This is a genomic window from Trinickia sp. NRRL B-1857, from assembly GCF_050470685.1.
Taxonomy (GTDB): Bacteria; Pseudomonadota; Gammaproteobacteria; order Burkholderiales; family Burkholderiaceae; genus Trinickia.
Map to the genome: position 1 here is coordinate 3,036,475 of NZ_JBFLUK010000001.1, position 25,794 is coordinate 3,062,268.

The 25,794-nt window shown below is 61.9% G+C and carries 14 protein-coding genes; all 14 read left to right on the forward strand.

Annotated features, from left to right (window positions below; all coding sequences use genetic code 11):
• Positions 1 to 108: 108 nt before the first annotated feature.
• The 14 genes from rplJ (at position 109) to rpsJ (ending at position 25,631) form a co-directional block, all read left to right on the forward strand.
• Entirely contained in the window at positions 109 to 606 is a 498-nt protein-coding gene (gene rplJ / locus AB1286_RS13530) for a 50S ribosomal protein L10 (RefSeq protein WP_116137223.1), read from the forward strand.
• A 78-nt stretch (positions 607 to 684) separates the two neighbouring features.
• Positions 685 to 1,062, forward strand: a complete 378-nt coding sequence (gene rplL, locus AB1286_RS13535) for a 50S ribosomal protein L7/L12 (RefSeq protein ID WP_205971632.1) — start codon at positions 685 to 687, stop codon at positions 1,060 to 1,062.
• 383 nt (positions 1,063 to 1,445) lie between these two features.
• On the forward strand, positions 1,446 to 5,552 hold the full coding sequence (rpoB, locus tag AB1286_RS13540; protein WP_430363760.1) for a DNA-directed RNA polymerase subunit beta: 4,107 nt from the start codon (positions 1,446 to 1,448) through the stop codon (positions 5,550 to 5,552).
• Between the two features lie 21 nt (positions 5,553 to 5,573).
• Complete coding sequence (gene rpoC, locus AB1286_RS13545; RefSeq protein ID WP_430363761.1) at positions 5,574 to 9,833, forward strand: DNA-directed RNA polymerase subunit beta'; 4,260 nt, start codon at positions 5,574 to 5,576, stop codon at positions 9,831 to 9,833.
• 348 nt (positions 9,834 to 10,181) lie between these two features.
• Positions 10,182 to 12,506, forward strand: a complete 2,325-nt coding sequence (locus tag AB1286_RS13550; RefSeq protein WP_430363762.1) for a filamentous hemagglutinin N-terminal domain-containing protein — start codon at positions 10,182 to 10,184, stop codon at positions 12,504 to 12,506.
• Between the two features lie 181 nt (positions 12,507 to 12,687).
• Positions 12,688 to 14,235, forward strand: a complete 1,548-nt coding sequence (locus tag AB1286_RS13555) for a methyl-accepting chemotaxis protein (protein WP_430363763.1) — start codon at positions 12,688 to 12,690, stop codon at positions 14,233 to 14,235.
• 162 nt (positions 14,236 to 14,397) lie between these two features.
• A complete protein-coding gene (locus tag AB1286_RS13560; protein ID WP_430363764.1) occupies positions 14,398 to 15,309 on the forward strand; it encodes a bestrophin family protein in 912 nt (303 codons plus the stop codon).
• 188 nt (positions 15,310 to 15,497) lie between these two features.
• The gene (locus tag AB1286_RS13565) at positions 15,498 to 18,338 is read left to right on the forward strand and encodes a hypothetical protein (RefSeq protein WP_430363765.1); all 2,841 of its coding nucleotides are present in this window, start codon (positions 15,498 to 15,500) and stop codon (positions 18,336 to 18,338) included.
• A gap of 128 nt (positions 18,339 to 18,466) precedes the next feature.
• Positions 18,467 to 20,314, forward strand: a complete 1,848-nt coding sequence (gene recQ, locus AB1286_RS13570) for a DNA helicase RecQ (protein WP_430363766.1) — start codon at positions 18,467 to 18,469, stop codon at positions 20,312 to 20,314.
• 335 nt (positions 20,315 to 20,649) lie between these two features.
• Positions 20,650 to 21,030 (forward strand): 30S ribosomal protein S12, encoded by a 381-nt coding sequence (gene rpsL, locus AB1286_RS13575; RefSeq protein ID WP_006998493.1) that lies wholly within the window; start codon positions 20,650 to 20,652, stop codon positions 21,028 to 21,030.
• A 171-nt stretch (positions 21,031 to 21,201) separates the two neighbouring features.
• Positions 21,202 to 21,672 (forward strand): 30S ribosomal protein S7, encoded by a 471-nt coding sequence (gene rpsG, locus AB1286_RS13580; RefSeq protein WP_008343817.1) that lies wholly within the window; start codon positions 21,202 to 21,204, stop codon positions 21,670 to 21,672.
• A gap of 122 nt (positions 21,673 to 21,794) precedes the next feature.
• Positions 21,795 to 23,897, forward strand: a complete 2,103-nt coding sequence (gene fusA / locus AB1286_RS13585) for an elongation factor G (RefSeq protein ID WP_430363767.1) — start codon at positions 21,795 to 21,797, stop codon at positions 23,895 to 23,897.
• Between the two features lie 44 nt (positions 23,898 to 23,941).
• Positions 23,942 to 25,132 carry an elongation factor Tu gene (gene tuf, locus AB1286_RS13590; protein WP_430363757.1) on the forward strand — a complete coding sequence of 397 codons (1,191 nt, stop codon included), beginning with the start codon at positions 23,942 to 23,944 and terminating at the stop codon, positions 25,130 to 25,132.
• Positions 25,133 to 25,319: 187 nt separating this feature from the next.
• Positions 25,320 to 25,631 carry a 30S ribosomal protein S10 gene (gene rpsJ, locus AB1286_RS13595; protein ID WP_006998489.1) on the forward strand — a complete coding sequence of 104 codons (312 nt, stop codon included), beginning with the start codon at positions 25,320 to 25,322 and terminating at the stop codon, positions 25,629 to 25,631.
• The last annotated feature ends 163 nt before the right edge of the window (positions 25,632 to 25,794 follow it).

The window sequence follows — 25,794 nt, forward strand, 5'->3', positions numbered from 1 at the left end:
CGCAGCGATGCGTGAAGCCGGCGGGTGAAATACTCCTAACCCTCGGACGCCGTTGTTGAACGCGGTGTATCGGGCAAAAGCCCGGCGCACCGAATCTGGAGGTTAACCGTGCCACTGAACAAAGAAGATAAGCAGGCCGTCGTGGCTGAGGTTTCCGCGCAAGTCGCGAAGGCTCAGACCATCGTGCTGGCCGAGTATCGTGGAATCGCGGTTGGCGATCTGACGAAGCTGCGCGCGAAAGCGCGTGAGCAGAAGGTGTACCTGCGCGTGTTGAAGAACACGTTGGCGCGTCGCGCTGTCGAGGGTACCCCGTTTGCTCCGTTGGCCGAGCAGATGACCGGTCCTCTGATCTACGGCATCTCTGAAGATGCTATTGCCGCTGCCAAGGTCGTCAACGACTTCGGCAAGAGCAATGACAAGTTGATCATCAAGGCCGGCTCTTACGAAGGCAAGGTGATGGATAAGGCAGGCGTGCAAGCGCTGGCCAGCATCCCGAGCCGCGAAGAGCTTCTGTCCAAGCTGTTGTTCGTCATGCAAGCGCCTGTTTCGGGCTTTGCGCGCGCACTCGCTGCGCTCGCCGAGAAGAAGCAGGGCGAAGCCGCGTAAACACGCGGCGCATGGCGCACTCAAGACGAGCGTAACTGATCGCTGGCTGTATCCGAATTCAATTTAGGAGTATTTCACATGGCAATCGCAAAAGAAGACATCCTCGAAGCCGTAGGCTCGATGTCGGTTCTGGAACTGAACGAACTGGTCAAGGCGTTCGAAGAGAAGTTCGGCGTGTCGGCAGCTGCAGTCGCAGTGGCAGGCCCCGCAGGTGCTGGCGGCGGTGCCGCTGCTGCCGAAGAGCAAACGGAATTCACGGTCATCCTGACCGAAACGGGCGCCAACAAGGTTTCCGTCATTAAGGCTGTTCGCGAACTGACGGGCCTGGGCCTGAAGGAAGCGAAGGACCTGGTCGACGGTGCACCGAAGCCCGTGAAGGAAGCGGTGCCCAAGGCTGCTGCCGAAGAAGCGAAGAAGAAGCTGGAAGAAGCTGGCGCGAAGGCCGAAATCAAGTAAGGCCCCTCGCGTTGTGCGAAGGCTGGCGGTTATTTCACCGCCGGCCTTTTTGTGCTTTGTGGGGACTATGTTTTGCTGGGGCTTCGTCCCGGTGGCGCATAGCCCCAGAGGCCAAAGAAAATTGTCTTTCGCGCGTCCCAGGACGCAAGCCGACCGGCATTTTTCTTTGTCTTCTGAAGCGACTGCAGAAGGCAAGTTTGGTCGGGCAGCGGGCAACATAGGCATCCGCTGCCGTCAGCCAGCGGTTGGTAGCGGCCAACCACCAAGCTTCTAGGCTCGTTCAAGCCTCAGGACGGCCATCGGGTCTCAGTCGGTGAACACTCGGGTTGTCTCATCTGGCGACTATAGCCTCGACAACATGCCCGCCGTGATTCGGAGATCGTATGCAATATTCCTTCACCGAGAAGAAGCGCATTCGTAAGAGTTTTGCGAAGCGCCCCATCGTTCACCAAGTACCTTTCCTGCTGGCCACCCAGCTTGAATCATTCAGCACGTTTCTGCAAGCCGATGTGCTCGCGAATGCTCGCAAACCCGAGGGTTTGCAGGCCGCGTTCACGTCCGTTTTCCCGATCGTCTCGCACAACGGTTTCGCGCGCCTCGAGTTCGTGAGCTACGCGTTGTCGCCGCCGGCATTCAACATCAAGGAATGTCAGCAGCGCGGTCTCACCTATTGCTCGGCCTTGCGCGCCAAGGTTCGCCTGGTTCTGCTCGATAAAGAGTCGCCGAGCAAGCCCGTCGTCAAGGAAGTGAAGGAGCAGGAAGTGTACATGGGCGAAATTCCGCTCATGACGCCTACTGGCTCGTTCGTGATCAACGGCACCGAGCGTGTCATCGTTTCGCAGTTGCACCGTTCGCCCGGCGTGTTCTTCGAACACGACAAGGGTAAGACGCACAGCTCGGGCAAGCTGCTGTTCTCGGCACGGATCATTCCGTACCGCGGCTCCTGGCTCGACTTCGAATTCGATCCGAAGGACGTCCTGTATTTCCGCGTCGACCGTCGCCGTAAGATGCCGGTCACGATCTTGCTGAAGGCCATCGGCCTGTCGCCCGAACAGATCCTCGCGAACTTCTTCGTCTTCGACAACTTCACGCTGATGGGTGAAGGCGCGCAGATGGAATTCGTGCCCGAGCGTCTGCGCGGCGAAGTCGCGCGCTTCGACATCACCGACCGCGACGGCAACGTCATCGTCCAAAAGGACAAGCGGATCAACGCGAAGCACATCCGCGACCTCGACAACGCGAAGACGAAGTTCATCTCGGTGCCCGAGGACTACCTGCTCGGCCGCGTGCTGGCGAAGAACGTCATCGACGGCGACACGGGTGAAGTCATCGCGAACGCGAACGACGAAATCACGGAAAGCACGCTCGAGAAGCTGCGCGAAGCGAAGGTGAAGGACATCCAGACGCTCTACACGAACGATCTGGACCAAGGCCCGTACATCTCGTCCACGCTCCGTATCGACGAAACGACCGACAAGACGGCCGCGCGTATCGCGATCTACCGCATGATGCGCCCGGGCGAACCGCCGACCGAAGAAGCGGTCGAGGCGCTGTTCAATCGTTTGTTCTACAGCGAAGATGCGTACGACCTCTCGAAGGTCGGCCGTATGAAGTTCAATCGCCGCGTCGGGCGTGACGAAATCACGGGCCCGATGACGCTGCAAGACGACGACATCCTCGCGACGATCAAGATCCTCGTCGAGCTGCGCAACGGCAAGGGCGAAGTGGACGATATCGACCACCTCGGCAATCGTCGTGTGCGTTGCGTCGGCGAACTCGCGGAAAACCAATTCCGCGCGGGTCTCGTGCGCGTCGAGCGCGCGGTGAAGGAACGCCTCGGCCAAGCCGAAAGCGAAAACCTGATGCCGCACGACTTGATCAACTCGAAGCCGATTTCGTCGGCGATTCGCGAGTTCTTCGGCTCGTCGCAGCTGTCGCAGTTTATGGACCAGACCAACCCGCTGTCGGAAATCACGCACAAGCGCCGTGTTTCCGCACTGGGCCCGGGCGGTCTAACGCGTGAGCGCGCAGGCTTCGAAGTGCGTGACGTGCACCCGACCCACTATGGCCGCGTCTGCCCGATCGAAACGCCGGAAGGTCCGAACATCGGTCTGATCAACTCGCTCGCGCTTTACGCGCACCTGAACGAGTACGGCTTCCTCGAAACGCCGTACCGCAAGGTCGTGGACAGCAAGGTCACGGACCAGATCGATTACCTGTCGGCGATCGAAGAAGGCCGTTACGTGATCGCTCAGGCGAATGCGGCGGTGGCCGAAGACGGCACGCTGACCGACGAACTGGTTTCGTCGCGCGAAGCCGGCGAAACGCTGATGGTTACGCCGGACCGCATCCAGTACATGGACGTGGCGCCGTCGCAGATCGTCTCGGTCGCAGCCTCGCTGATTCCGTTCCTCGAGCACGATGACGCGAACCGTGCATTGATGGGTTCGAACATGCAGCGTCAGGCCGTGCCGTGTCTGCGTCCGGAAAAGCCGGTCGTCGGTACGGGCATCGAGCGTACGGTGGCCGTCGACTCGGGCACCACGGTGCAAGCGCTGCGCGGCGGTGTGGTGGATTACGTCGACGCGGGCCGTATCGTCATTCGTGTGAACGACGACGAAGCCGTGGCCGGTGAAGTTGGCGTGGACATCTACAACCTGATCAAGTACACGCGTTCGAACCAGAACACGAACATCAACCAGCGTCCGATCGTGAAGGTCGGCGATATGGTGTCGCGCGGCGACGTCCTGGCGGACGGCGCGTCGACCGACCTGGGCGAGCTCGCGCTCGGCCAGAACATGCTCGTGGCGTTCATGCCGTGGAACGGCTACAACTTCGAAGATTCGATCTTGATCTCCGAGAAGGTGGTGGCCGACGATCGCTACACGTCGATCCACATCGAAGAGCTGAACGTGGTCGCTCGCGACACGAAGCTCGGACCTGAGGAAATCACGCGCGACATCTCGAACTTGGCGGAAGTCCAACTCGGCCGTCTGGACGAGTCGGGCATCGTCTACATCGGCGCCGAAGTCGAAGCGGGCGACGTGCTCGTCGGCAAGGTCACGCCGAAGGGCGAAACCCAGCTTACGCCGGAAGAAAAGCTGCTGCGCGCGATCTTCGGCGAGAAAGCGTCCGACGTGAAGGACACGTCGCTGCGCGTGCCCTCGGGCATGAGCGGCACCGTCATCGACGTGCAAGTGTTCACGCGCGAAGGCATCCAGCGCGACAAGCGCGCGCAACAGATCATCGACGATGAACTGAAGCGCTACCGCCTCGACTTGAACGACCAGCTGCGTATCGTGGAAGGCGATGCGTTCCAGCGTCTGGCGCGTATGCTCGACGGCAAGGTGGCGAACGGCGGTCCGAAGAAGCTCGCGAAGGGCACGAAGATCGACCAGGCGTACCTGTCGGATCTCGACCACTACCACTGGTTCGATATCCGTTTGGCCGACGAAGAGGCTGCCGCTCAGCTCGAAGCGATCAAGAACTCGATCGAAGAAAAGCGTCACCAATTCGATCTCGCTTTCGAAGAAAAGCGCAAGAAGCTCACGCAAGGCGACGAGCTGCCCCCGGGCGTGCTCAAGATGGTCAAGGTGTACCTGGCCGTCAAGCGCCGTTTGCAGCCTGGCGACAAGATGGCAGGCCGTCACGGTAACAAGGGTGTCGTGTCGAAGATCGTTCCGATCGAAGACATGCCGTACATGGCCGACGGCCGTCCGGCCGACGTCGTGCTGAACCCGCTCGGCGTGCCGTCGCGGATGAACGTGGGTCAGGTGCTCGAAGTGCACCTCGGCTGGGCCGCGAAGGGTCTCGGCTGGCGTATCGGCGAAATGCTGCAACGCCAGGCCAAGGTCGAAGAGTTGCGCGTGTTCCTGACGAAGCTGTACAACGAGTCGGGCCGCGCCGAAGAGCTGGAAAGCTTCTCGGACGACGACATCGTCGAGTTGGCGAAGAACCTGCGCGAAGGCGTGCCGTTCGCGACGCCGGTGTTCGACGGTGCCACGGAAGAAGAAATGTCGAAGATGCTCGACCTCGCCTTCCCGGACGATATCGCGCAAAACCTCGGCATGACGAAGTCCAAGAATCAAGTGCGTCTGTGCGACGGCCGCACGGGTGAGCCATTCGAGCGCACGGTTACCGTGGGTTACATGCACTACCTGAAGCTGCACCACTTGGTGGACGACAAGATGCACGCGCGCTCGACGGGTCCGTACTCGCTCGTGACGCAGCAGCCGCTCGGTGGTAAGGCGCAATTCGGTGGTCAGCGCTTCGGTGAAATGGAAGTGTGGGCGCTCGAAGCGTACGGCGCTTCGTATGTGCTGCAAGAAATGTTGACGGTGAAGTCCGATGACGTGACGGGCCGGACGAAGGTGTACGAAAACCTCGTCAAGGGCGACCACGTGATCGACGCGGGCATGCCGGAATCCTTCAACGTGCTGGTGAAGGAAATCCGCTCGCTCGGCATCGACATCGACCTCGACCGCAACTAATCGGACTACGGAGAGAAGGCAATGAAAGCTCTGCTCGATCTATTCAAGCAAGTCCAACAAGAAGAAGTGTTCGACGCGATCAAGATCGGTCTGGCCTCGCCCGACAAGATCCGCTCGTGGTCGTTCGGTGAAGTCAAGAAGCCCGAAACGATCAACTATCGTACGTTCAAGCCCGAGCGCGACGGCTTGTTCTGCGCGAAGATTTTCGGGCCGATCAAAGACTACGAATGCTTGTGCGGCAAGTACAAGCGCCTCAAGCATCGTGGCGTGATCTGCGAGAAGTGCGGCGTCGAAGTGACGCTCGCCAAGGTGCGTCGCGAGCGCATGGGCCACATCGAACTGGCCTCGCCCGTCGCGCATATTTGGTTCTTGAAGTCGCTGCCGTCGCGTCTGGGCATGGTGCTCGACATGACGCTGCGCGACATCGAGCGCGTGCTGTACTTCGAAGCGTACGTGGTGATCGATCCGGGTATGACGCCGCTGAAGGCGCGTCAGATCATGACGGAAGAGGATTACTACAACAAGGTCGAAGAGTACGGCGACGAGTTCCGCGCCGAGATGGGCGCGGAAGGCGTGCGCGAGCTGCTGCGTGCGATCAACATCGACGAACAAGTCGAGACGCTGCGTACCGAGCTCAAGAACACCGGCTCGGAGGCGAAGATCAAGAAGTACGCGAAGCGCCTGAAGGTGCTCGAGGCATTCCAACGTTCGGGCATCAAGCCCGAATGGATGGTCCTCGAAGTGCTGCCGGTGCTGCCGCCCGAGTTGCGTCCGCTCGTGCCGCTCGACGGTGGCCGTTTCGCCACGTCGGACCTGAACGACCTCTATCGCCGCGTCATCAACCGTAACAACCGGTTGAAGCGTCTGCTCGAGCTGAAGGCGCCGGAAATCATCGTCCGCAACGAAAAGCGGATGCTGCAAGAAGCCGTCGATTCGCTGCTCGACAACGGCCGTCGCGGTAAGGCGATGACGGGTGCGAACAAGCGTCCGCTGAAGTCGCTCGCCGACATGATCAAGGGTAAGGGCGGCCGCTTCCGTCAGAACTTGCTCGGTAAGCGTGTCGACTACTCGGGCCGTTCGGTCATCGTGGTGGGTCCGACGCTGAAGCTGCACCAGTGCGGTCTGCCCAAGCTGATGGCGCTGGAGCTGTTCAAGCCGTTCATCTTCAACAAGCTTGAAGTGATGGGCGTTGCAACGACCATCAAGGCGGCGAAGAAGGAAGTCGAGAACCAAACCGCGGTGGTGTGGGACATCCTCGAAGAGGTGATCCGCGAACATCCGGTGATGCTGAACCGCGCGCCGACGCTGCACCGTCTCGGGATTCAAGCGTTCGAGCCCGTGCTGATCGAAGGTAAGGCGATCCAGCTGCACCCGCTCGTTTGCGCGGCGTTCAACGCCGACTTCGACGGTGACCAGATGGCCGTGCACGTGCCACTGTCGCTCGAAGCGCAGATGGAAGCGCGTACGCTCATGCTGGCGTCGAACAACATCCTCTTCCCGGCCAACGGCGATCCGTCGATCGTGCCGTCGCAGGATATCGTGCTCGGCCTGTACTACGCGACGCGCGAAGCGGTGAACGGCAAGGGCGAAGGCCTGTCGTTCACGGGCGTGTCGGAAGCGCTGCGTGCGTACGAGAACAAGGAAGTCGAGCTGGCTTCGCGCGTGAACGTGCGGATCACCGAAATGGTAGTGAACGAGGATAAATCGGAAGGCGCGCCGCAGTTCGTGCCGAAGATCTCGCTCTATGCCACGACGGTCGGCCGTGCGATCTTGTCGGAAATTCTGCCGCCGGGCCTGCCGTTCACGGTGCTGAACAAGCCGCTCAAGAAGAAGGAAATCTCGCGCCTCATCAACACGTCGTTCCGCAAGTGCGGTCTGCGTGCGACGGTGGTGTTCGCCGATCAGCTGATGCAGTCGGGCTTCCGCCTCGCAACGCGCGCCGGTATCTCGATCTGCGTGGACGACATGCTCGTGCCGACGCAGAAGGAAGAGATCGTCGGCGACGCGGCGAAGAAGGTGAAGGAGTACGACCGTCAGTACATGTCGGGTCTCGTCACCGCGCAAGAGCGCTACAACAACGTGGTCGACATTTGGTCGGCAACGTCGGAAGCGGTCGGCAAGGCGATGATGGAGCAGCTCTCGACCGAGCCCGTGATCGATCGCGACGGCAAGGAAGTGCGTCAAGAGTCGTTCAACTCCATCTACATGATGGCCGACTCGGGCGCTCGGGGTTCCGCGGTTCAGATTCGTCAGCTCGCCGGTATGCGGGGCCTGATGGCCAAGCCGGACGGCTCGATCATCGAGACGCCGATTACGGCGAACTTCCGCGAAGGCCTGAACGTGTTGCAGTACTTCATCTCGACCCACGGTGCACGTAAGGGTCTGGCCGATACGGCACTGAAGACGGCGAACTCGGGTTACCTCACGCGTCGTCTCGTGGACGTGACGCAAGATTTGGTCGTGACCGAAGACGATTGCGGCACGAGCAACGGCGTGGCGATGAAGGCGCTCGTCGAAGGCGGTGAAGTCGTCGAAGCGTTGCGCGACCGGATTCTCGGCCGCGTGGCCGTGGCTGACGTCGTCAACCCCGAGTCGCAAGAAACGCTGTACGAATCGGGCACGCTGCTCGATGAAACGGCGGTCGACGAAATCGAACGCCTCGGCATCGACGAAGTGCGCGTGCGTACGCCGCTGACCTGCGAAACGCGTTACGGCTTGTGCGCCGCGTGCTACGGCCGCGACCTGGGCCGCGGCTCGCTCGTCAACGTCGGCGAAGCGGTCGGCGTGATCGCGGCGCAGTCGATCGGCGAACCGGGCACGCAGCTGACGATGCGTACGTTCCACATCGGTGGTGCGGCATCGCGTGCGGCAGTGGCGTCGTCGGTCGAAGCGAAGAGCAACGGCACGGTGCGTTTCACGGCAACGATGCGCTACGTCACGAATGCGAAGGGCGAGCAAATCGTCATCTCGCGTTCGGGCGAAGCGATGATCACGGACGATCACGGCCGCGAGCGCGAGCGTCACAAGGTGCCGTACGGCGCCACGCTGTTGCAACTCGACGGCGCGCAGATCAAGGCGGGCACGCAACTGGCCACGTGGGATCCGCTGACGCGTCCGATCATCACCGAGTACGGCGGTACGGTGAAGTTCGAAAACGTCGAAGAAGGCGTGACGGTTGCCAAGCAGATCGACGACGTGACGGGTCTTTCGACGCTCGTCGTGATCGACGTGAAGCGCCGTGGTTCGCAAGCGGCGAAGAGCGTTCGTCCGCAGGTGAAACTGCTCGACGCAAGCGGCGAGGAAGTAAAGATCCCCGGTACCGAGCACTCGGTGCAGATCGGCTTCCAAGTCGGCGCACTGATCACGGTGAAGGACGGTCAGCAAGTGCAGGTCGGTGAAGTGCTCGCACGTATCCCGACCGAAGCGCAGAAGACGCGTGACATTACCGGTGGTCTGCCGCGGGTGGCCGAGCTGTTCGAAGCGCGTTCGCCGAAGGACGCCGGCATTCTGGCGGAAGTCACGGGTACGACGTCGTTCGGTAAGGACACGAAGGGCAAGCAACGTCTCGTTATCACGGACCTCGAAGGCAACCAGCACGAGTTCCTGATCGCGAAGGAAAAGCAGGTCCTCGTCCACGACGGTCAGGTCGTCAACAAGGGCGAAATGATCGTGGACGGTCCGGCCGATCCGCACGACATCCTGCGCTTGCAGGGTATCGAGGCGTTGTCGCGCTACATCGTCGACGAAGTGCAGGACGTGTACCGTCTGCAAGGCGTGAAGATCAACGACAAGCACATTGAAGTGATCGTGCGTCAGATGCTGCGCCGCGTGCAGATCACCGACAACGGCGATACGCGCTTCATCCCGGGCGAACAAGTCGAGCGGTCGGACATGCTCGACGAGAACGATCGGATGATTGCGGAAGACAAGCGTCCGGCGTCGTACGACAACGTGCTGCTCGGTATCACGAAGGCGTCGCTGTCGACCGACTCGTTCATCTCGGCGGCATCGTTCCAGGAAACGACGCGCGTGCTGACCGAGGCTGCGATCATGGGCAAGCGCGACGATCTGCGCGGTCTGAAGGAAAACGTGATCGTCGGCCGTTTGATCCCGGCCGGTACGGGTCTCGCGTTCCACAAGGCACGCAAGGCGAAGGAATCGTCGGATCGCGAGCGTTTCGATCAGATCGCCGCGGAAGAGGCGTTCGAGTTCGGTCCGCCCGCTTCGTCGTCCGCCGACACGCCGGCAGACGAGCCGCACCAGCAACATCCGGCGGAGTAAGGGCCACGCGGCGCATCGCGCCGCTTGCCCCCGCACCGCATCACGCCTATGGCGTAAGAACCGCTCAGTCCCAGGACTGGGCGGTTTTTTTTTACCTTCGACGCGGGGCGGGACGTGCGAGCCGACCTTGCCTTCAGCCCATCATGTTTCGGGCGTTGGCCGAAAAAGCCGAATACCTGTCCGAATCCGACCGTCGCGGAAAAATCGGATTTAAGCCAATAATCGCCCAGACCGTAACGGCGGCAATGGCTCCGATCCTTCGTATCCCGCGTTTCCCGAGCGTCTTCGAAGATCCGCAAAGCCCGGCGGAGAGAGGCACTCACATATCGAAGGGACTCGGGAGGCGGCATGCACATCATTTCAACCCGTCGGGGCATCATCCGCCCAACGCGCCTGGCGATGCTCGCCGGCGCCACGGCCGCGGCCGCGGCATTGGCCAGCGTTTCGTTCGAAGTTCATGCCGGCACGCTGCCGACGAACGGCCAGTTCGTTGCGGGAAGCGGGTCGATTTCCAGCGGCAACGCCTCGCTCACGATCGATCAAAGATCGGCACGCGGCGTCATCGATTGGACGAGTTTTTCGATCGGCGCGGGGCAACGCGTCACGTTCGATAACGGCGCCGGCGCCACGCTCAACCGCGTCACCGGGACCAACGTATCCTCGATTTTCGGTACGTTGTCCGCCACGGGCAGCGTCTATCTGATCGATCCGCACGGCATCGTGGTCGGGCCGACCGGCGTTGTCTCCACGGGCGGACGTTTCCTCGCCTCAACACTCGATATCGACAACGGCGCGTTCATGAACGCAGGCCCGCTTACGCTCGTGGGTGCCGCGAAGGGCACGGTGGTGAACCTCGGGCGGATCGGATCGACGAATGGCGACGTCATGTTGATCGCGACCGGCAGCGTCGAAAATCTCGGCACGCTTACGGCGCCCCAGGGCACGGTCGAACTCGCCGCCGGGAAGACGGTGTTGCTGGAGGATTCATCGAGCGATCGTCAGATATTCGTCCAAGCCGGTAGCGGCGGTGCGGTCGTCAACACGGGACGGATCGCGGCTGCGCAGGCGAGCTTGCAAGCGGCCGACGGCAACATCTTCGCGCTGTCGGGCAACCATGAAGCGATTCGCGCAACCGGCACGGCCACGCGCAACGGCCATGTCTGGCTCGTCGCCGATACGGGAACGATCTCGTCGATCGGCGATGTCGCAGCGAAAACTGCCGACGGCGGCGGCGGTGAGGTCGATACGACCGCGCGCACCATCGGTTTCGATTCGCTCGGGACGACGGTGAAGGCCGATCGTTGGAATGTCACGATGCCCGGCTTCACGCTCGGCGGCGAGGCCGCGGACACGTTCGCACGAGCGCTCTCGGCCGGAACGTCGGTGGCGGTGCAGACGACGGGCACCGGCGGTAACGGCGGAGATATCGCGGTGGCCTCGAATCTGAGCTGGACCGGCGTTGCCTCGCTGTCGCTTGCGGCCTACCGCAACTTACATGTGGCAACAGGCGTCGCGATCGAGAACCAGGGCTCGGGCAACCTGACGCTGCGTGGGGATGCCGCCGCGATCGACAACGGCGGCGGCCTGGTCAACGATGGCACGATCGATTGGTCGCACAGCACCGGACACGTCGATCTTTATCGCGACATGGCCGGTGCGTATTCGGCAGGCACGCTGCTCGGCAATCCCGCATGGACGCCGTCCACCGACGAGGGAATCGTTCGGCAGATCAGTGCGTACAAACTCGTCAATGCTTTATCCGACCTCGAAAACGTATCGCAGGACCTTAACGGCAACTATGCGCTCGGACGCGACATCGCATTCGACGGCGCATACATCGATCAGATCGCCGGCGCCGCGCCGTTCGTCGGTCAATTCGATGGGTTGGGACATACGCTGACCGGCGTCTCGATCAAGTCCGGCTACGACGGCGCCTACTTCGGTTGGGGCGGGCCGCTGTTCGGTGTGATCGGCGCCGGCGGCGTGGTGCGTAACCTCGGCATATCGAACGGCGATGGCGGCGTCGGCCATTGCTACGGTTCGTCCTGCTACCTCGGCGTGCTGGCGTCGGAAAACGATGGACTCATCGCGCGCACGTATTCGAGCGGGCGTTTCTACTTCAACGATTTCGGACCGGGAACCGGGTACTCGATCGGCGGGCTCGTCGGACTCAATACGGGAACGATCGTGCAATCGTGGAGCGGCGCCTCGGTGTCGGGCATCCCGGATTTCAGCGGCGGCCCCGGTAACGGGGCGCTCGGCGGCTTAGTCGCAAACAACACCGGCACGATTCGAGAGTCGTACGTCACCGGCTCCGTGAGCGGCGGCAGCTGGGCGTTTGTGGGTGGCTTGGCCGGTACGAGCAGCGGCACGATCGCGCAGTCGTTCGCGACCGGGGCGGTGTCTGGGGGCGGCGGCTCTCCTTGGTTCGGTCCTGGCGGAGGCGCGGGTGGTTTGATCGGGGCCGGCAGCGGCGGCGACGGCAGCGATTACTGGAACGCGCAGAGCTCGGGCATGCCCGCCGATGGCGGCGGCGTGCCGGCAAAGAACGGACTCACGACGGCTCAAATGCGCGATGCCGCCAACTTTACCGGATGGGATTTCGGTCCGAGCGGCGCTTGGACGATGCCGGCGGGGAGCGAACATCCGGTGCTGAGCTGGCAGATGCCTTAGCGCGCGCACCAAGATGATGCGCGTCGACGGCCGCTCGGTAGCCGCGACGCGCAAATCGAAAGCAAATTGCAATTCGACCCTCAAGAACAACGAAAGCTCGCCGTAATTCTAGGTCGGGGTCGAAGAAGCGCGAGCAACCTGCATTCGCAGCCCGAGGCCCCTCCAAGGAGGTGGACCCGTCATGAAGTTGTCGTTCTCGCAGAAGCTTTGGCTACCGCTCGTGCTGAGCCTGATTTGTTTCGTCGGATTGACCGCGCTGGATGCCTATCGCACCCGCGAAATTCGCCTTGAGGAGCGCAAAGCCGACCTGACGCATGCGACCGAGCTCGCGATGTCGCTCGTGAAGACATACGCCGATCAGGCGACGGCGGGCAAGCTGTCCGTCGACGATGCGAAGAAAGATGCGCTGGAAGCCATCCGCAACATGCGCTACGGCGGCTCGGGCGGCTACTTCACGATCCTCGATTCGCAACGCGTCGTGCTCATGCATCCGATCAAGCGAGAGCTCGAAGGCAAGGACATGAGCGAGTTCAAGGATCCGAACGGCATCGCGCTGTACCGCGACGTGGTCGATCAAATCAAGCGAGAAGGCCACGGCTTCACGTACTACTCGTTCGCGAAGCCGAATGCGCCAGGCCCGTTCCCCAAGATTTCCTACAACGACAGCTACGCGCCCTGGGATTGGATTTTCATGACGGGCGTGTATATCGACGACATCGATGCCGCATTTCATGCGACGCTTCTTCAAAGCTTAGGCGTCTTGGCCGTGCTCGGCACGCTGCTGAGTGCGGTGGTGGTTGTGCTCAATCGCGGGATTTTGCGCTCGCTCGGCGGCGAGCCGGCCTACGCGGCCGAGATTGCCGAGCGCATCGCCGACAACGATTTGACCGTCGTCGTGCGCACCGCGCCGAACGACCGCACGAGCCTGCTCTATTCGATGAAGCGCATGAAAGAGCAGCTTGCCGGCACGATCGGGTCGATCAAGGGGGCTGCCGAGTCGATCGCTTCGGCGACGAGCCAAATCGCCGCTGGAAATCAGGATCTCTCGCAGCGCACGGAGGAGCAAGCCGCGTCCTTGCAGGAAACCGCCTCAAGCATGGAGGAGCTCACCTCGACGGTCAATCAGAATGCCGACAACGCGCGGCAAGCGAGCCAGGTTGCGGCGCAGGCCGTACAAGTGGCCGAACGAGGTAGCAGCGTGGTTGCGCAAGTCGTGGACACGATGAACGGCATCCATGCAAGCTCGGACAAGATCGCCGACATCGTCGGCATCATTGAAGGCATCGCGTTCCAGACGAACATCCTCGCGCTGAACGCGGCGGTCGAGGCGGCGCGCGCGGGCGAGCAGGGCCGCGGCTTCGCCGTGGTGGCCTCGGAAGTGCGCTCGCTCGCGCAGCGCTCGTCGTCGGCGTCTAAGGAGATCAAGACGCTCATTCAAGATTCGGTCGATCGTGCGCGCGCCGGCGCGGAGTATGTCAACGTAGCGGGCACGACGATGGGCGAGATCATGCAATCGGTACAGCGCGTCACCGACATCATGGGCGAGATAGCCGCGGCGTCGGCCGAGCAGAGCAAGGGGATCGGCCAAGTCGGCCAAGCCGTCACGCAAATGGACTCGGTCACGCAGCAAAACGCGGCGCTCGTGGAACAGGCCGCGGCAGCCGCGAGTTCGCTCGAATCTCAAGCCGACGATTTGAAGCGATCGGTATCGATGTTTCGCGTAGCGTGATCGACGGCGAGGGCGAGTCGTAACGAGCGTTAGCGTTCGCGAAGCGTAAGGGCATACACTGCCTCCGTCGGCGCATCGACCCTCGGGGAATGGGATTCCAAGGGCTTAGCGAAGTGCATTCGCGCGCGCCGATGCCCTGAACCATCCATCGATTGGCTCGCAATGATCGTTCGCCCTTACTCGAATTGGCTGCGCATGATGTTCGTCATGCGCGGCTCCGTTATTCTCGACATCCTCCCGCAACTCGTGCTGACGATCGGTCTTGCGACCGTCGTGACGATCTTTCGCAACTCGATCGTCGTCGGGGTCGTTCATTTGACCTTCGTGCCGTTCTCGCTGATCGGCCTTACGCTCGCCATCTTCCTCGGGTTTCGCAACAATACGAGCTACGCGCGCTACTGGGAGGCTCGCATGCTATGGGGCTCGGTGCTCAACGATACGCGCACGCTCGCACGCCAAGCGCTGACGCTCGTCGAGTCCGACTCGGACGCACCGGCCTTCGTCAACCGATTGATTGCGTTCGCTCATACGTTGCGCCACCAGCTGCGCGGCACCGACCCGAGCGCCGATCTGGAGCGCTTGCTTTCGCACGAGGACTGTGCGCGGCTGCGGGGACGGCGATATGTGCCGGCGATGCTGCTCGTGATGACGGCGGAGTGGCTGCGCGAGCGGCGACGCGGCGGCGCGCTTAGCGATCCGCTCGCGCAAGCCATCGAAGTGCCGATGGGCCGGCTCTGCGACGCGCTCGGCGGCTGCGAGCGCATTGCGAACACCCCGATCCCGTTCACCTACGCGGTCATCATTCACCGCACCGTGTACCTCTACTGTCTGCTCCTGCCGTTTGGACTCGCGCTCTCCGTCGGTGCGATGACGCCCGTCGTGGTCGGCTTCGTCGCGTACACGTTCTTTGCGCTCGAGGCGTTGAGCGCCGAGATCGAAGATCCGTTCGGCACCCAACCGAACGATCTACCGCTCGATGCGCTGTGCCAGGGTATCGAGGCGACGTTGCTCGAAACGCTCGGCCGTCGCGATTTGCCCCCGGTCCCTCAACCGGTGGATTACCTGCTCCGTTAGGGCCTTGCCGGCACCGCAGATAGCGGCCGGTATCGGATGACATCGGCATGTCGATCGTCGTCCGCGTGTTTGCCGCGTTCGTTTTGCGACGCGCCGCTTCGGGTTTTTCAGGCGATGCCGATTTTCGTGGCCAATCATAAAAGCCAACCTATTGGCAAAGACACGAAGCCCGAAGGAGGCGTAAGACGATGAGCGAAATCAATGGCGTACCCACAGGGGCGACGGACGGCTCCCACGAACTGGAAACACCGCAGACAACTAACCTACCGACATCGCAGGCTCCGACTTCGTCGACCCGCCCGCAAAGCCATCCGTTGAGCAATGTCTTGTCTTCTCGCGGGTCCGCACAAGTGAGCGCGAACGCCAGCGGCACCGTGCGGCGAGGGACAGGGGTGCCGCTGAGCAATACGCTGGCGGTGCCGCAAAGGCATGCGCCGTCGATGTCGACGACGCCGGGCATCCAAACGCAGTCGGACGGCGAGATCCGGGTCGCCGTGGAGAGCTTTATGGCGTCGATCGGCGAAGAGGCACCGATCGATGCGACCGATCCGACGCAAAACTTGCAGCAGCATTTTCACCGTGTGAATGCGACGATGCAAGGCGTCCGGCAGGTATTCGAAGCCGCCGCGCGAGCCTCCTCATCGAGCAGCGATCGTATCGAGATCTTGCAGGATGTGCCGGACACCGAGGAGATTCAAAATGCCCGCGCGCATTTGTCGGAGAAATCGCGCGTCGCCGAAGACCTGCATGCGCAAGCCGGCACGAAGAGAACGAATGCCGAAGAACTGAAAGGGGCCGCTTCCGAGGCGAACGAACAAGCGCGTGTCGCCGCGGAGCGGACGGACGTGGCGCAGCGCGAGGTCGCCGCCTGCGAAAGCCGATTCAACGACGCGGACTCGGCGGCGCGCGGGGCCGACCGTCTGGCTTCGCAGAAAGAGACCGCTGCAACCGACGCCGAGGCGGATGCCGGGGCTGCGCGAAAGCAGGCGCAAGTGAAAGGCGACGAAGCGAAACAGGCCGACGAAGCGGCCACCGTTGCGCAATTGGCAGCAACTCGGAAGGAAGGCGAGGCGGACGGCGCCGAGAGCCACGCGGACGAGGCACAGCAGAACGCAACCGCAAAAGCACGTGCTGCGGATGACGCGCGAGACGAGGCAAAGACACTGCGCGCGGATGCAGATGGTCTCGCCCAGGCGGAGGCCAAAGCGTCGGAGAAAGACAAGCCTGCCGCGCAGCTCGCGGCGCGGCAAGCGCAGGAGCGCGCATCCAAGGCGGAAACGGCGGCTCAGGAGGCGAAGGCGGCCGCCGAAGCCGCGGCCAAGCAAGCCCAGACCTTTAAGGCCGACGCGCAAACCCAGCGCGCCGAGGCGGAGGACCTGCGTGCCAAGGCAAACGCGGCCGGCGATCACGCGAGGACCGCGAACGAGGCAGCGGGCAGTGCGAAAACGAGCGCCGACGCGTTGGAGAAAACGGCCAGCTCGATTCGCGGTGAGGCCACGGCGGCGCGGGCGCAAGCGCAAAAGCTCGCGCAAGACGTCGTGCCGTTGCGCGCCGCGCTGAACGCGGCGAAAGGCAAAGCGCAAGATGCCGTGACGAAGCAAGGCGAAGCGCAGAACAAAGCCCGTACGGCGAACGAGGATGCAACCCGGGCCGAACTGGAAGCGAGCCAAGCGGAAGATGCGCTGCGTATCGCAAGAAGCGAAGAACACGAGGCCGGCGTTGCCTTGCGCGACGTGATCGCTCGGACCCCAGTGCCGACGACGGAGGAAACCCGCATCGATGTGCACGATGGAAGCGAATCGGTGCACAACGCTATCGAGCAAAGCGGCGGCGACGATACGCCGGGCACGGTCATCGGGGCCGAAACGCGCGGAACGCCAGTCTCCGGCACACAAAGATCGAGTCTCGAGACGTGGGGGCGCAACGTGCTGAAAACAGGCGGGCAGCAATTCGTTGCGGTTGCGCTGACGACAGCGCTGCGTGAAGCGGTCGGTGCGGGCGTCGAAGCATTGCTGACGGCGACGCACGCCAGCCCCGAGGCGAAGACGGCGATCGCGGGCAGTTTGTATGGGGCGGTGATTCTAGCCAACGTGATGTCGATGCTGTACCAACATCAACAGGGCGTTGCAACACCGATGACCTACGGCGGCGGCGCATTGAATGTCGTGGCGCTGACGGCCGCCGTTGCGACGGCGGCATCGACGGGCACGCTTAAGGATCTGGTCCCGAGCCTTGTGAAGACCTTCGCTTATTCGGGCGGACGCGATACGGTCAATCTCTTGATGCCGCTTAGCGACAATGCTCCGAAAGACAAAGCGAATCCGCTTGCCGTGCAAGCCGTCGATTCCATGTTCTACGCCGCCAACCAGATGCTCGTGAACAGCATCCAAAGTTTTACGGGTCTGTCCGGGGCGGGGTTGGTCGACGCGATGCACAACAACAGCACCGATCCGAACACGAAGGAGGCGGTTACGCTGCATAGCGGCTTCGCCTCGCTTGCCTCCTATGTGACTGCCAATTTCGCCGGCGAATTCGCGGATCAGTTCACGAACCGCGTATTGAACAACGCGATGAGCGGCGGCAAGCTGGCGGATCTGGACATCTCGCTCGGCCCGATCGGGTGGCCCGGTGGGGGCAAAGCACTGGAAACGTTCGCGACGGAAGGGGTGCCGCGTACGTCGATCTTCTATTCGGTGTACGGCCTCACGGCAGGTGCCGACCCGGCGATCAAGCCGTCGCACTTGGGTGAGACGGGCGCATCGTGGATGCAAAACTTTGTAGGCGGTGGGCTGATCGCGCTGCTGTGCCTGCCGGCGGTGATGTTCTTGATGAAGGGAAAGAGGGAGGGCAGCCGAACCAGCAGCAATCGAGGCAGCGGTGATGTGGAGCGAGGCGGCGACACACCGTTCACCGCGTTGACTACGCCCACCAACGCCGCATCGAACGAGAACGCCGCCCCCGTCCCTTTGCGTACCCTCTCGCGCGCCAATCGCGGTAACGGGCGCGAATCGACGGGCGATGCCGTCTGAGCCATCCGGGCCGCGGCGCACGGCTCACGGCTCGGCAGAATGGCCAACGTAGCGGGAAGAAGGCGCGGTAACGGCGGAGGGGTTGGTAGAATTGCGACCATCCGCCGTTCGCCCTCCTGATCGCCTACATGTCGCGTGCTCTAGAAATTCTCAACGAAGTTTTTGGCTACCCTGCGTTTAGAGGGCAGCAACGCGACATTGTCGAACACGTCGCCGGCGGCGGCGATTGCTTGGTGCTCATGCCAACGGGCGGCGGCAAATCGCTGTGCTACCAGATTCCTTCGTTGGTTCGGCGCGAGGCGGGGCTGGGCGCGGGTATCGTAGTGTCGCCGCTGATCGCGCTCATGCAAGATCAGGTCGCCGCCATGACCGAGCTCGGCGTGCGCGCCGCGTATTTAAACTCGACCCTCACGGGTGCGGAGGCGGCGGCGACCGAGCGCGCGCTGCGCAACGGCGAACTCGATCTACTGTATGTCGCGCCAGAGCGTTTGATGACGCCGCGCTTCCTCGATTTGCTCGAGCGCGCGCCGATCGGGCTATTTGCGATCGACGAGGCGCATTGCGTATCGCAATGGGGCCACGATTTTCGCCCGGAATACATTCAGCTGTCGGTGTTGCACGAACGCTTTCCGGCGGTGCCGCGTATTGCCCTCACGGCGACCGCCGATGCGATCACGCGCGACGAGATCGTCCATCGGCTCGCGCTCGACGAAGCGCGCGTATTCGTGTCGAGCTTCGACCGGCCGAACATACGCTATCGCATCGTCGAGAAAGACAATGCGCGCGCGCAATTGCTCGACTTCATCCGCTCCGAACATACGAACGACGACGGTACGACCGATGCCGGCGTCATTTATTGTCTTTCTCGCCGCAAGGTCGAGGAGACGGCCGATTGGCTGAAGGCGCAGGGGCTACGAGCGCTGCCCTATCACGCCGGAATGGATTTCGAAACGCGGCAGCGCCACCAAGAAATCTTTCAGCGCGAAGAGGGTATCGTCATTTGCGCGACGATTGCGTTCGGCATGGGCATCGACAAGCCCGATGTGCGCTTCGTCGCGCACCTCGATTTGCCCAAGAGCGTCGAGGGCTATTACCAGGAGACGGGGCGCGCGGGCCGCGACGGCTTGCCCGCGAACGCTTGGATGGCCTATGGCCTTGGCGACGTCGTGCAGCAGCGCAAGATGATCGACGAATCGGAAGCGGACGAAACGCACAAGCGCGTGCAGACGAGCAAGCTCGATGCGCTCCTCGGCTTGTGCGAGACGGCCGCGTGCCGGCGCGTGCGTCTGCTTTCTTATTTCGGCGAAACGAGCACGGCTTGCGGCAATTGCGACACCTGTTTGGAGCCGCCCGAGACCTGGGATGCGACGCGCGAGGCGCAGATGGCGCTTTCTTGCGTTTTCCGTGCGCATCGGGCGAGCGGCTTCCATTTCGGGGCCGGGCATCTGATCGACATCCTGCGCGGCAATCGAACCGAGAAAGTGCGCGAGCGAGGTCACGATACGTTGAGCACGTTCGCGATCGGCGCGAGCCTCTCGGAGCCCGAGTGGCGCGGCGTATTTCGTCAACTGGTCGCCTACGGTTATCTGACGGTGGATCACGACGGCTATGGGGCATTCGTGCTGACCGAGGCCAGCAAACCGGTGCTCAAGGGGGAGCAAAACGTCACGTTGCGCCGGTACGTGAAGCCCACGCGTTCTCGCCAAGCCTCGTCACGCACGGGTGAGCGAGCCGACCCGACGCTCGGCATGGGTCCGCGCGAGCGTGCGCGCTGGGATCGGCTGCGCGCATGGCGCACCGATACGGCCAAGAGCGATGGCGTACCGGCTTATGTGATTTTTCACGACGCCACGCTAGCCGAGATCGCGCGGTCGGCACCCGATACGATCGACGATCTGCGGCATATACCAGGTATCGGGGCCCGTAAGCTCGAACGGTTCGGGGATGAACTGCTCGAGGTGGTTGGGGCGGACTGATTCCGCCTTCAACTGACGTCGACGCAACGTCTGCTAGTGGCCGGTGTCCGCCCGCGTCCCGTATCCCTACCCTTTTATCACGCGATACGCCGGGAGCCCGTCCGTAGAGGCGGGCCGCGCACCATCTGCGCCGATCCGCGCAACCTATTGACGCTCTTGACCTTTTTGCAATATCATGCCGGGTTCCTGTTCTTGGCTCTTTGGCCGGGGGTGCGCTTACGTGTGTCACATGTGAACGAACCCAGCCGAAGGTCGGGCAGGAATGCTTGACACGCACCGCGGGCCGCTTTGCCCGGCAGGCGGTGCGGCGTTTTTATCAATTTCGGGAATACACAATGCCAACCATCAATCAACTGGTTCGCAAAGGCCGCGCGTCGGAAACGACGAAGAGCAAGAGCCCGGCCTTGCAGGACTGCCCCCAGCGTCGCGGCGTGTGCACGCGTGTGTACACGACGACGCCTAAGAAGCCTAACTCGGCACTCCGTAAGGTTGCCAAGGTTCGTCTGACGAACGGCTTCGAAGTTATTTCGTACATCGGTGGTGAAGGCCACAACCTGCAAGAGCACTCGGTCGTGCTGATTCGCGGCGGCCGTGTGAAGGACTTGCCGGGTGTGCGTTACCACATGGTCCGCGGCTCGCTGGATACGCAAGGCGTCAAGGATCGTAAGCAAGCTCGCTCGAAGTACGGTGCGAAGCGCGCTAAGGCGGGTAAGTAAGCAGACGACTCGTTCGTCTGTGCAGGTAGTTTAGGCGGTGGTGCCGGAATCACCGGTGCTGTCGAGTAAGTGGTCACCCGGCCAAGCTGGTTAGTCGTCAAGATGGATCGGGTTAGTTGGTGGCCGCGGGGCTCCTGATCGAGCTCCAACTGAAAAGTCAAAGGAAGAAACATGCCGCGTCGTCGCGAAGTTCCCAAGCGGGAAGTGTTGCCGGATCCGAAGTTCGGTAACGTTGATGTAGCTAAGTTCATGAACGTGCTGATGCTCTCGGGCAAGAAGTCGGTGGCCGAGCGTATCGTTTATGGCGCTTTCGAACAGATCCAGACCAAGGGTGGCAAGGACCCGCTGGAAGTGTTCACGGTGGCCCTCAACAACGTCAAGCCGGTGGTGGAAGTGAAGAGCCGCCGTGTTGGTGGGGCGAACTACCAGGTTCCGGTTGAAGTGCGTCCGTCGCGTCGTATGGCATTGGCGATGCGTTGGTTGCGCGAGGCCGCGAAGAAGCGCAGCGAGAAGTCGATGGCTCTGCGTCTGGCCGGTGAGTTGCAAGAAGCCGCGGAAGGCCGCGGCGGCGCGATGAAGAAGCGCGACGAAGTGCACCGGATGGCGGAAGCCAACAAGGCGTTCTCGCATTTCCGTTTCTAAGCCTAGATTTAGGGCTGTAGCGGAAAAAATTCCGGGCGGGTGCGCTTATAAAGCGCCTCGCCCGTTTGTGTTAGAGCGCGAAGACAATCGAAACCTTCGTGCTATCCCCATAGAGGATCAAAGTGGCTCGTAAGACACCTATCGAGCGCTACCGCAACATCGGTATTAGCGCTCACATCGACGCCGGCAAAACGACGACGACCGAGCGCATCCTGTTCTATACCGGTGTGAACCATAAGATCGGCGAAGTGCACGACGGTGCAGCGACGATGGACTGGATGGAGCAAGAGCAAGAGCGCGGCATTACCATTACGTCGGCTGCCACGACGGCCTTCTGGAAGGGCATGGGCGGCAACTATCCGGAACACCGCATCAACATCATCGACACGCCGGGCCACGTCGACTTCACGATCGAAGTCGAGCGCTCGATGCGCGTGCTCGACGGCGCGTGCATGGTCTACTGCGCCGTGGGCGGCGTGCAGCCGCAGTCGGAAACGGTGTGGCGCCAAGCGAACAAGTACAAGGTGCCCCGTCTCGCGTTCGTCAACAAGATGGACCGTACCGGCGCGAACTTCTTCAAGGTCTACGACCAGCTGAAGACGCGTCTGAAGGCGAACCCGGTGCCCGTCGTGGTGCCGATCGGCTCGGAAGAGACCTTCAAGGGCGTCGTCGATCTGCTGAAGATGAAGGCGATCATTTGGGACGAAGCGTCGCAAGGCACGAAGTTCGACTACGTCGACATCCCCGCTGAACTCGTGGATACGTGCAACGAGTGGCGCGAGAAGATGATCGAGTCGGCTGCCGAAGCCAGCGAAGAGTTGATGGAAAAGTACCTCGGCGGCGAAGAGCTGTCCGAAGCGGAAATCGTCAAGGCGCTGCGCGACCGTACGATCGCTTGCGAAATCCAGCCGATGCTGTGCGGCACCGCGTTCAAGAACAAGGGCGTGCAGCGTATGCTCGACGCCGTGATCGACTTCTTGCCGTCGCCGGTGGACATCCCCCCGGTCAAGGGCGAGTTGGAAAACGGCGAATCGGCCGAGCGCAAGGCGTCGGACGAAGAGAAGTTCGCGGCACTCGCGTTCAAGATCATGACGGATCCGTTCGTCGGTCAGTTGATCTTCTTCCGCGTCTATTCGGGCGTGGTCAATTCGGGTGACACCGTTTTGAACTCGACGAAGGACAAGAAGGAGCGTCTGGGCCGTATTCTCCAGATGCACGCGAACCAGCGCGAAGAAATCAAGGAAGTGCGCGCGGGTGACATCGCCGCTGCCGTGGGCCTGAAGGAAGCGACGACGGGCGACACGCTGTGCGATCCGCAGAACCCGATCGTGCTCGAGCGCATGATTTTCCCGGAGCCGGTGATTTCGCAGGCCGTCGAGCCGAAGACGAAGCCGGACCAGGAAAAGATGGGCCTCGCGCTCAATCGTCTGGCCCAGGAAGATCCGTCGTTCCGCGTTCAAACGGACGAAGAATCGGGTCAAACCATCATCTCGGGCATGGGTGAGCTGCACCTCGAAATTCTGGTCGATCGCATGAAGCGCGAATTCGGCGTGGAGGCGACGGTCGGCAAGCCGCAAGTCGCGTATCGCGAAACGATCCGCGCGAAGGCTGTCGATGTCGAAGGCAAGTTCGTCAAGCAGTCGGGCGGTCGCGGCCAATACGGTCACGCGGTCATCACGCTCGAGCCGAACGAGCAAGGCAAGGGCTACGAGTTCCTCGACGAGATCAAGGGCGGTGTCATTCCTCGCGAATACATCCCGGCGGTCGACAAGGGTATCGCGGACACGCTCAAGAGCGGTGTTCTGGCAGGCTTCCCGGTCGTGGACGTGAAGGTGCACCTGACGTTCGGTTCGTACCACGATGTGGACTCGAACGAAAACGCGTTCCGTATGGCCGGTTCGATGGCCTTTAAGGAAGCAATGCGCCGTGCGAGCCCGGTCATCCTCGAACCGATGATGGCCGTGGAAGTGGAAACGCCGGAAGACTACATGGGCAACGTGATGGGCGACTTGTCGGGCCGTCGCGGTATCGTCCAGGGCATGGAAGACATGGTCGGCGGCGGCAAGATCGTTCGCGCCGAAGTGCCGCTGTCGGAAATGTTCGGCTACTCCACGTCGCTGCGTTCGCTCTCGCAAGGCCGTGCGACGTACACGATGGAGTTCAAGCATTACGCCGAAGCGCCGCGCAATGTCGCGGATGCGATCATCAGCGCGAAAGCGAAGTAAGCCACCCGGCTTTTTCATCGACTACTTTTTGAAAGAAGAGAATCATGGCTAAAGGTAAATTCGAACGGACTAAGCCGCACGTGAACGTCGGCACGATCGGTCACGTTGACCACGGCAAGACGACGCTGACGGCAGCTATCGCAACGGTGTTGTCGGCGAAGTTCGGCGGCGAAGCGAAGAAGTACGACGAAATCGACGCGGCGCCGGAAGAAAAGGCACGTGGCATCACGATCAACACGGCACACATCGAGTACGAAACGGCGAACCGCCACTACGCACACGTTGACTGCCCGGGCCACGCCGACTACGTGAAGAACATGATCACGGGCGCGGCGCAGATGGACGGCGCAATCCTGGTGTGCTCGGCCGCTGACGGCCCGATGCCGCAAACGCGTGAGCACATCCTGTTGGCACGTCAGGTTGGCGTTCCGTACATCATCGTGTTCCTGAACAAGTGCGACATGGTGGACGACGCCGAACTGCTCGAGCTCGTCGAAATGGAAGTGCGCGAACTGCTCTCGAAGTACGACTTCCCGGGCGACGACACGCCGATCATCAAGGGTTCGGCCAAGCTGGCGCTGGAAGGCGACAAGGGCGAACTCGGTGAAGTGGCGATCATGAACCTGGCCGACGCGCTGGACACGTACATCCCGACGCCGGAGCGCGCGATCGACGGTGCGTTCCTGATGCCGGTGGAAGACGTGTTCTCGATCTCGGGTCGCGGCACGGTGGTGACGGGCCGCGTGGAGCGTGGCGTGGTGAAGGTCGGCGAAGAAATCGAAATCGTCGGTATCAAGCCGACGGTGAAGACGACCTGCACGGGCGTGGAAATGTTCCGCAAGCTGCTGGACCAAGGTCAAGCAGGCGACAACGTCGGTATCTTGCTGCGCGGCACGAAGCGCGAAGACGTGGAGCGCGGCCAAGTGTTGGCCAAGCCGGGTTCGATCACGCCGCACACGCACTTCACGGCTGAAGTGTACGTGCTGAGCAAGGACGAAGGCGGTCGTCACACGCCGTTCTTCAACAACTACCGTCCGCAGTTCTACTTCCGTACGACGGACGTGACGGGCTCGATCGAGTTGCCGAAGGACAAGGAAATGGTGATGCCGGGCGACAACGTGTCGATCACGGTGAAGCTGATCGCCCCGATCGCCATGGAAGAAGGTCTGCGCTTCGCTATCCGCGAAGGCGGCCGTACCGTCGGCGCAGGTGTCGTTGCGAAGATCATCGAGTAAAATAGATGGTTTCGCGGCTCGCGCGGCCTTGGTCGCCGCGAGCCGCGTGTGCAGCACCGCAGCACCGCAGTACCGCAGTAAAACGTGCCCGGGTTCGCGCGCACCGTCCCTTGGCGGGGTACTCGAATCCACGTTCTTTTCCTAATTCGGCGGCGCAAAGCTGCCTCGCTCTTTCGAAGGAATCGTCATGCAAAACCAGAAAATCCGCATTCGCCTCAAAGCATTCGACTATCGTCTGATCGATCAATCGGCAGCCGAAATCGTCGACACGGCGAAGCGGACTGGTGCGATCGTTCGCGGTCCGGTACCCCTGCCGACCCGCATTCAACGCTTCGACATCCTGCGTTCGCCGCACGTCAACAAGACGTCGCGCGATCAGCTCGAAATCCGTACGCACCAACGCCTGATGGACATCGTCGACCCGACGGATAAGACCGTCGACGCGCTGATGAAGCTGGATCTTCCGGCCGGCGTGGACGTGGAAATCAAGCTGCAATAAGGTTTGCGCCGCCACGGCCTCCGGGGCGTGGCGGTAAGTCTTTGATTGCTTGCGAAAAACGGAAAGCCTCGCTATAATGCAAGGCTTTTCGCGTATTTGCGTAAAAAGTCGGTGTCAGTTCGTGCGCGGCGATGCGGCACAAACGGCCGTAAAAAGCCTAGCG

Excerpts from the sequence above, each read along its gene's own strand:
- rpoC (WP_430363761.1), top strand. The coding sequence starts at position 5,574 with ATGAAAGCTCTGCTCGATCTATTCAAGCAAGTCCAACAAGAAGAAGTG.
- recQ (WP_430363766.1), top strand. The coding sequence starts at position 18,467 with ATGTCGCGTGCTCTAGAAATTCTCAACGAAGTTTTTGGCTACCCTGCG.
- rpoB (WP_430363760.1), top strand. The coding sequence starts at position 1,446 with ATGCAATATTCCTTCACCGAGAAGAAGCGCATTCGTAAGAGTTTTGCG.
- AB1286_RS13560 (WP_430363764.1), top strand. The coding sequence starts at position 14,398 with ATGATCGTTCGCCCTTACTCGAATTGGCTGCGCATGATGTTCGTCATG.
- AB1286_RS13550 (WP_430363762.1), top strand. The coding sequence starts at position 10,182 with ATGCACATCATTTCAACCCGTCGGGGCATCATCCGCCCAACGCGCCTG.
- rpsJ (WP_006998489.1), top strand. The coding sequence starts at position 25,320 with ATGCAAAACCAGAAAATCCGCATTCGCCTCAAAGCATTCGACTATCGT.
- AB1286_RS13555 (WP_430363763.1), top strand. The coding sequence starts at position 12,688 with ATGAAGTTGTCGTTCTCGCAGAAGCTTTGGCTACCGCTCGTGCTGAGC.
- rpsL (WP_006998493.1), top strand. The coding sequence starts at position 20,650 with ATGCCAACCATCAATCAACTGGTTCGCAAAGGCCGCGCGTCGGAAACG.
- rplL (WP_205971632.1), top strand. The coding sequence starts at position 685 with ATGGCAATCGCAAAAGAAGACATCCTCGAAGCCGTAGGCTCGATGTCG.
- AB1286_RS13565 (WP_430363765.1), top strand. The coding sequence starts at position 15,498 with ATGAGCGAAATCAATGGCGTACCCACAGGGGCGACGGACGGCTCCCAC.
- rpsG (WP_008343817.1), top strand. The coding sequence starts at position 21,202 with ATGCCGCGTCGTCGCGAAGTTCCCAAGCGGGAAGTGTTGCCGGATCCG.
- tuf (WP_430363757.1), top strand. The coding sequence starts at position 23,942 with ATGGCTAAAGGTAAATTCGAACGGACTAAGCCGCACGTGAACGTCGGC.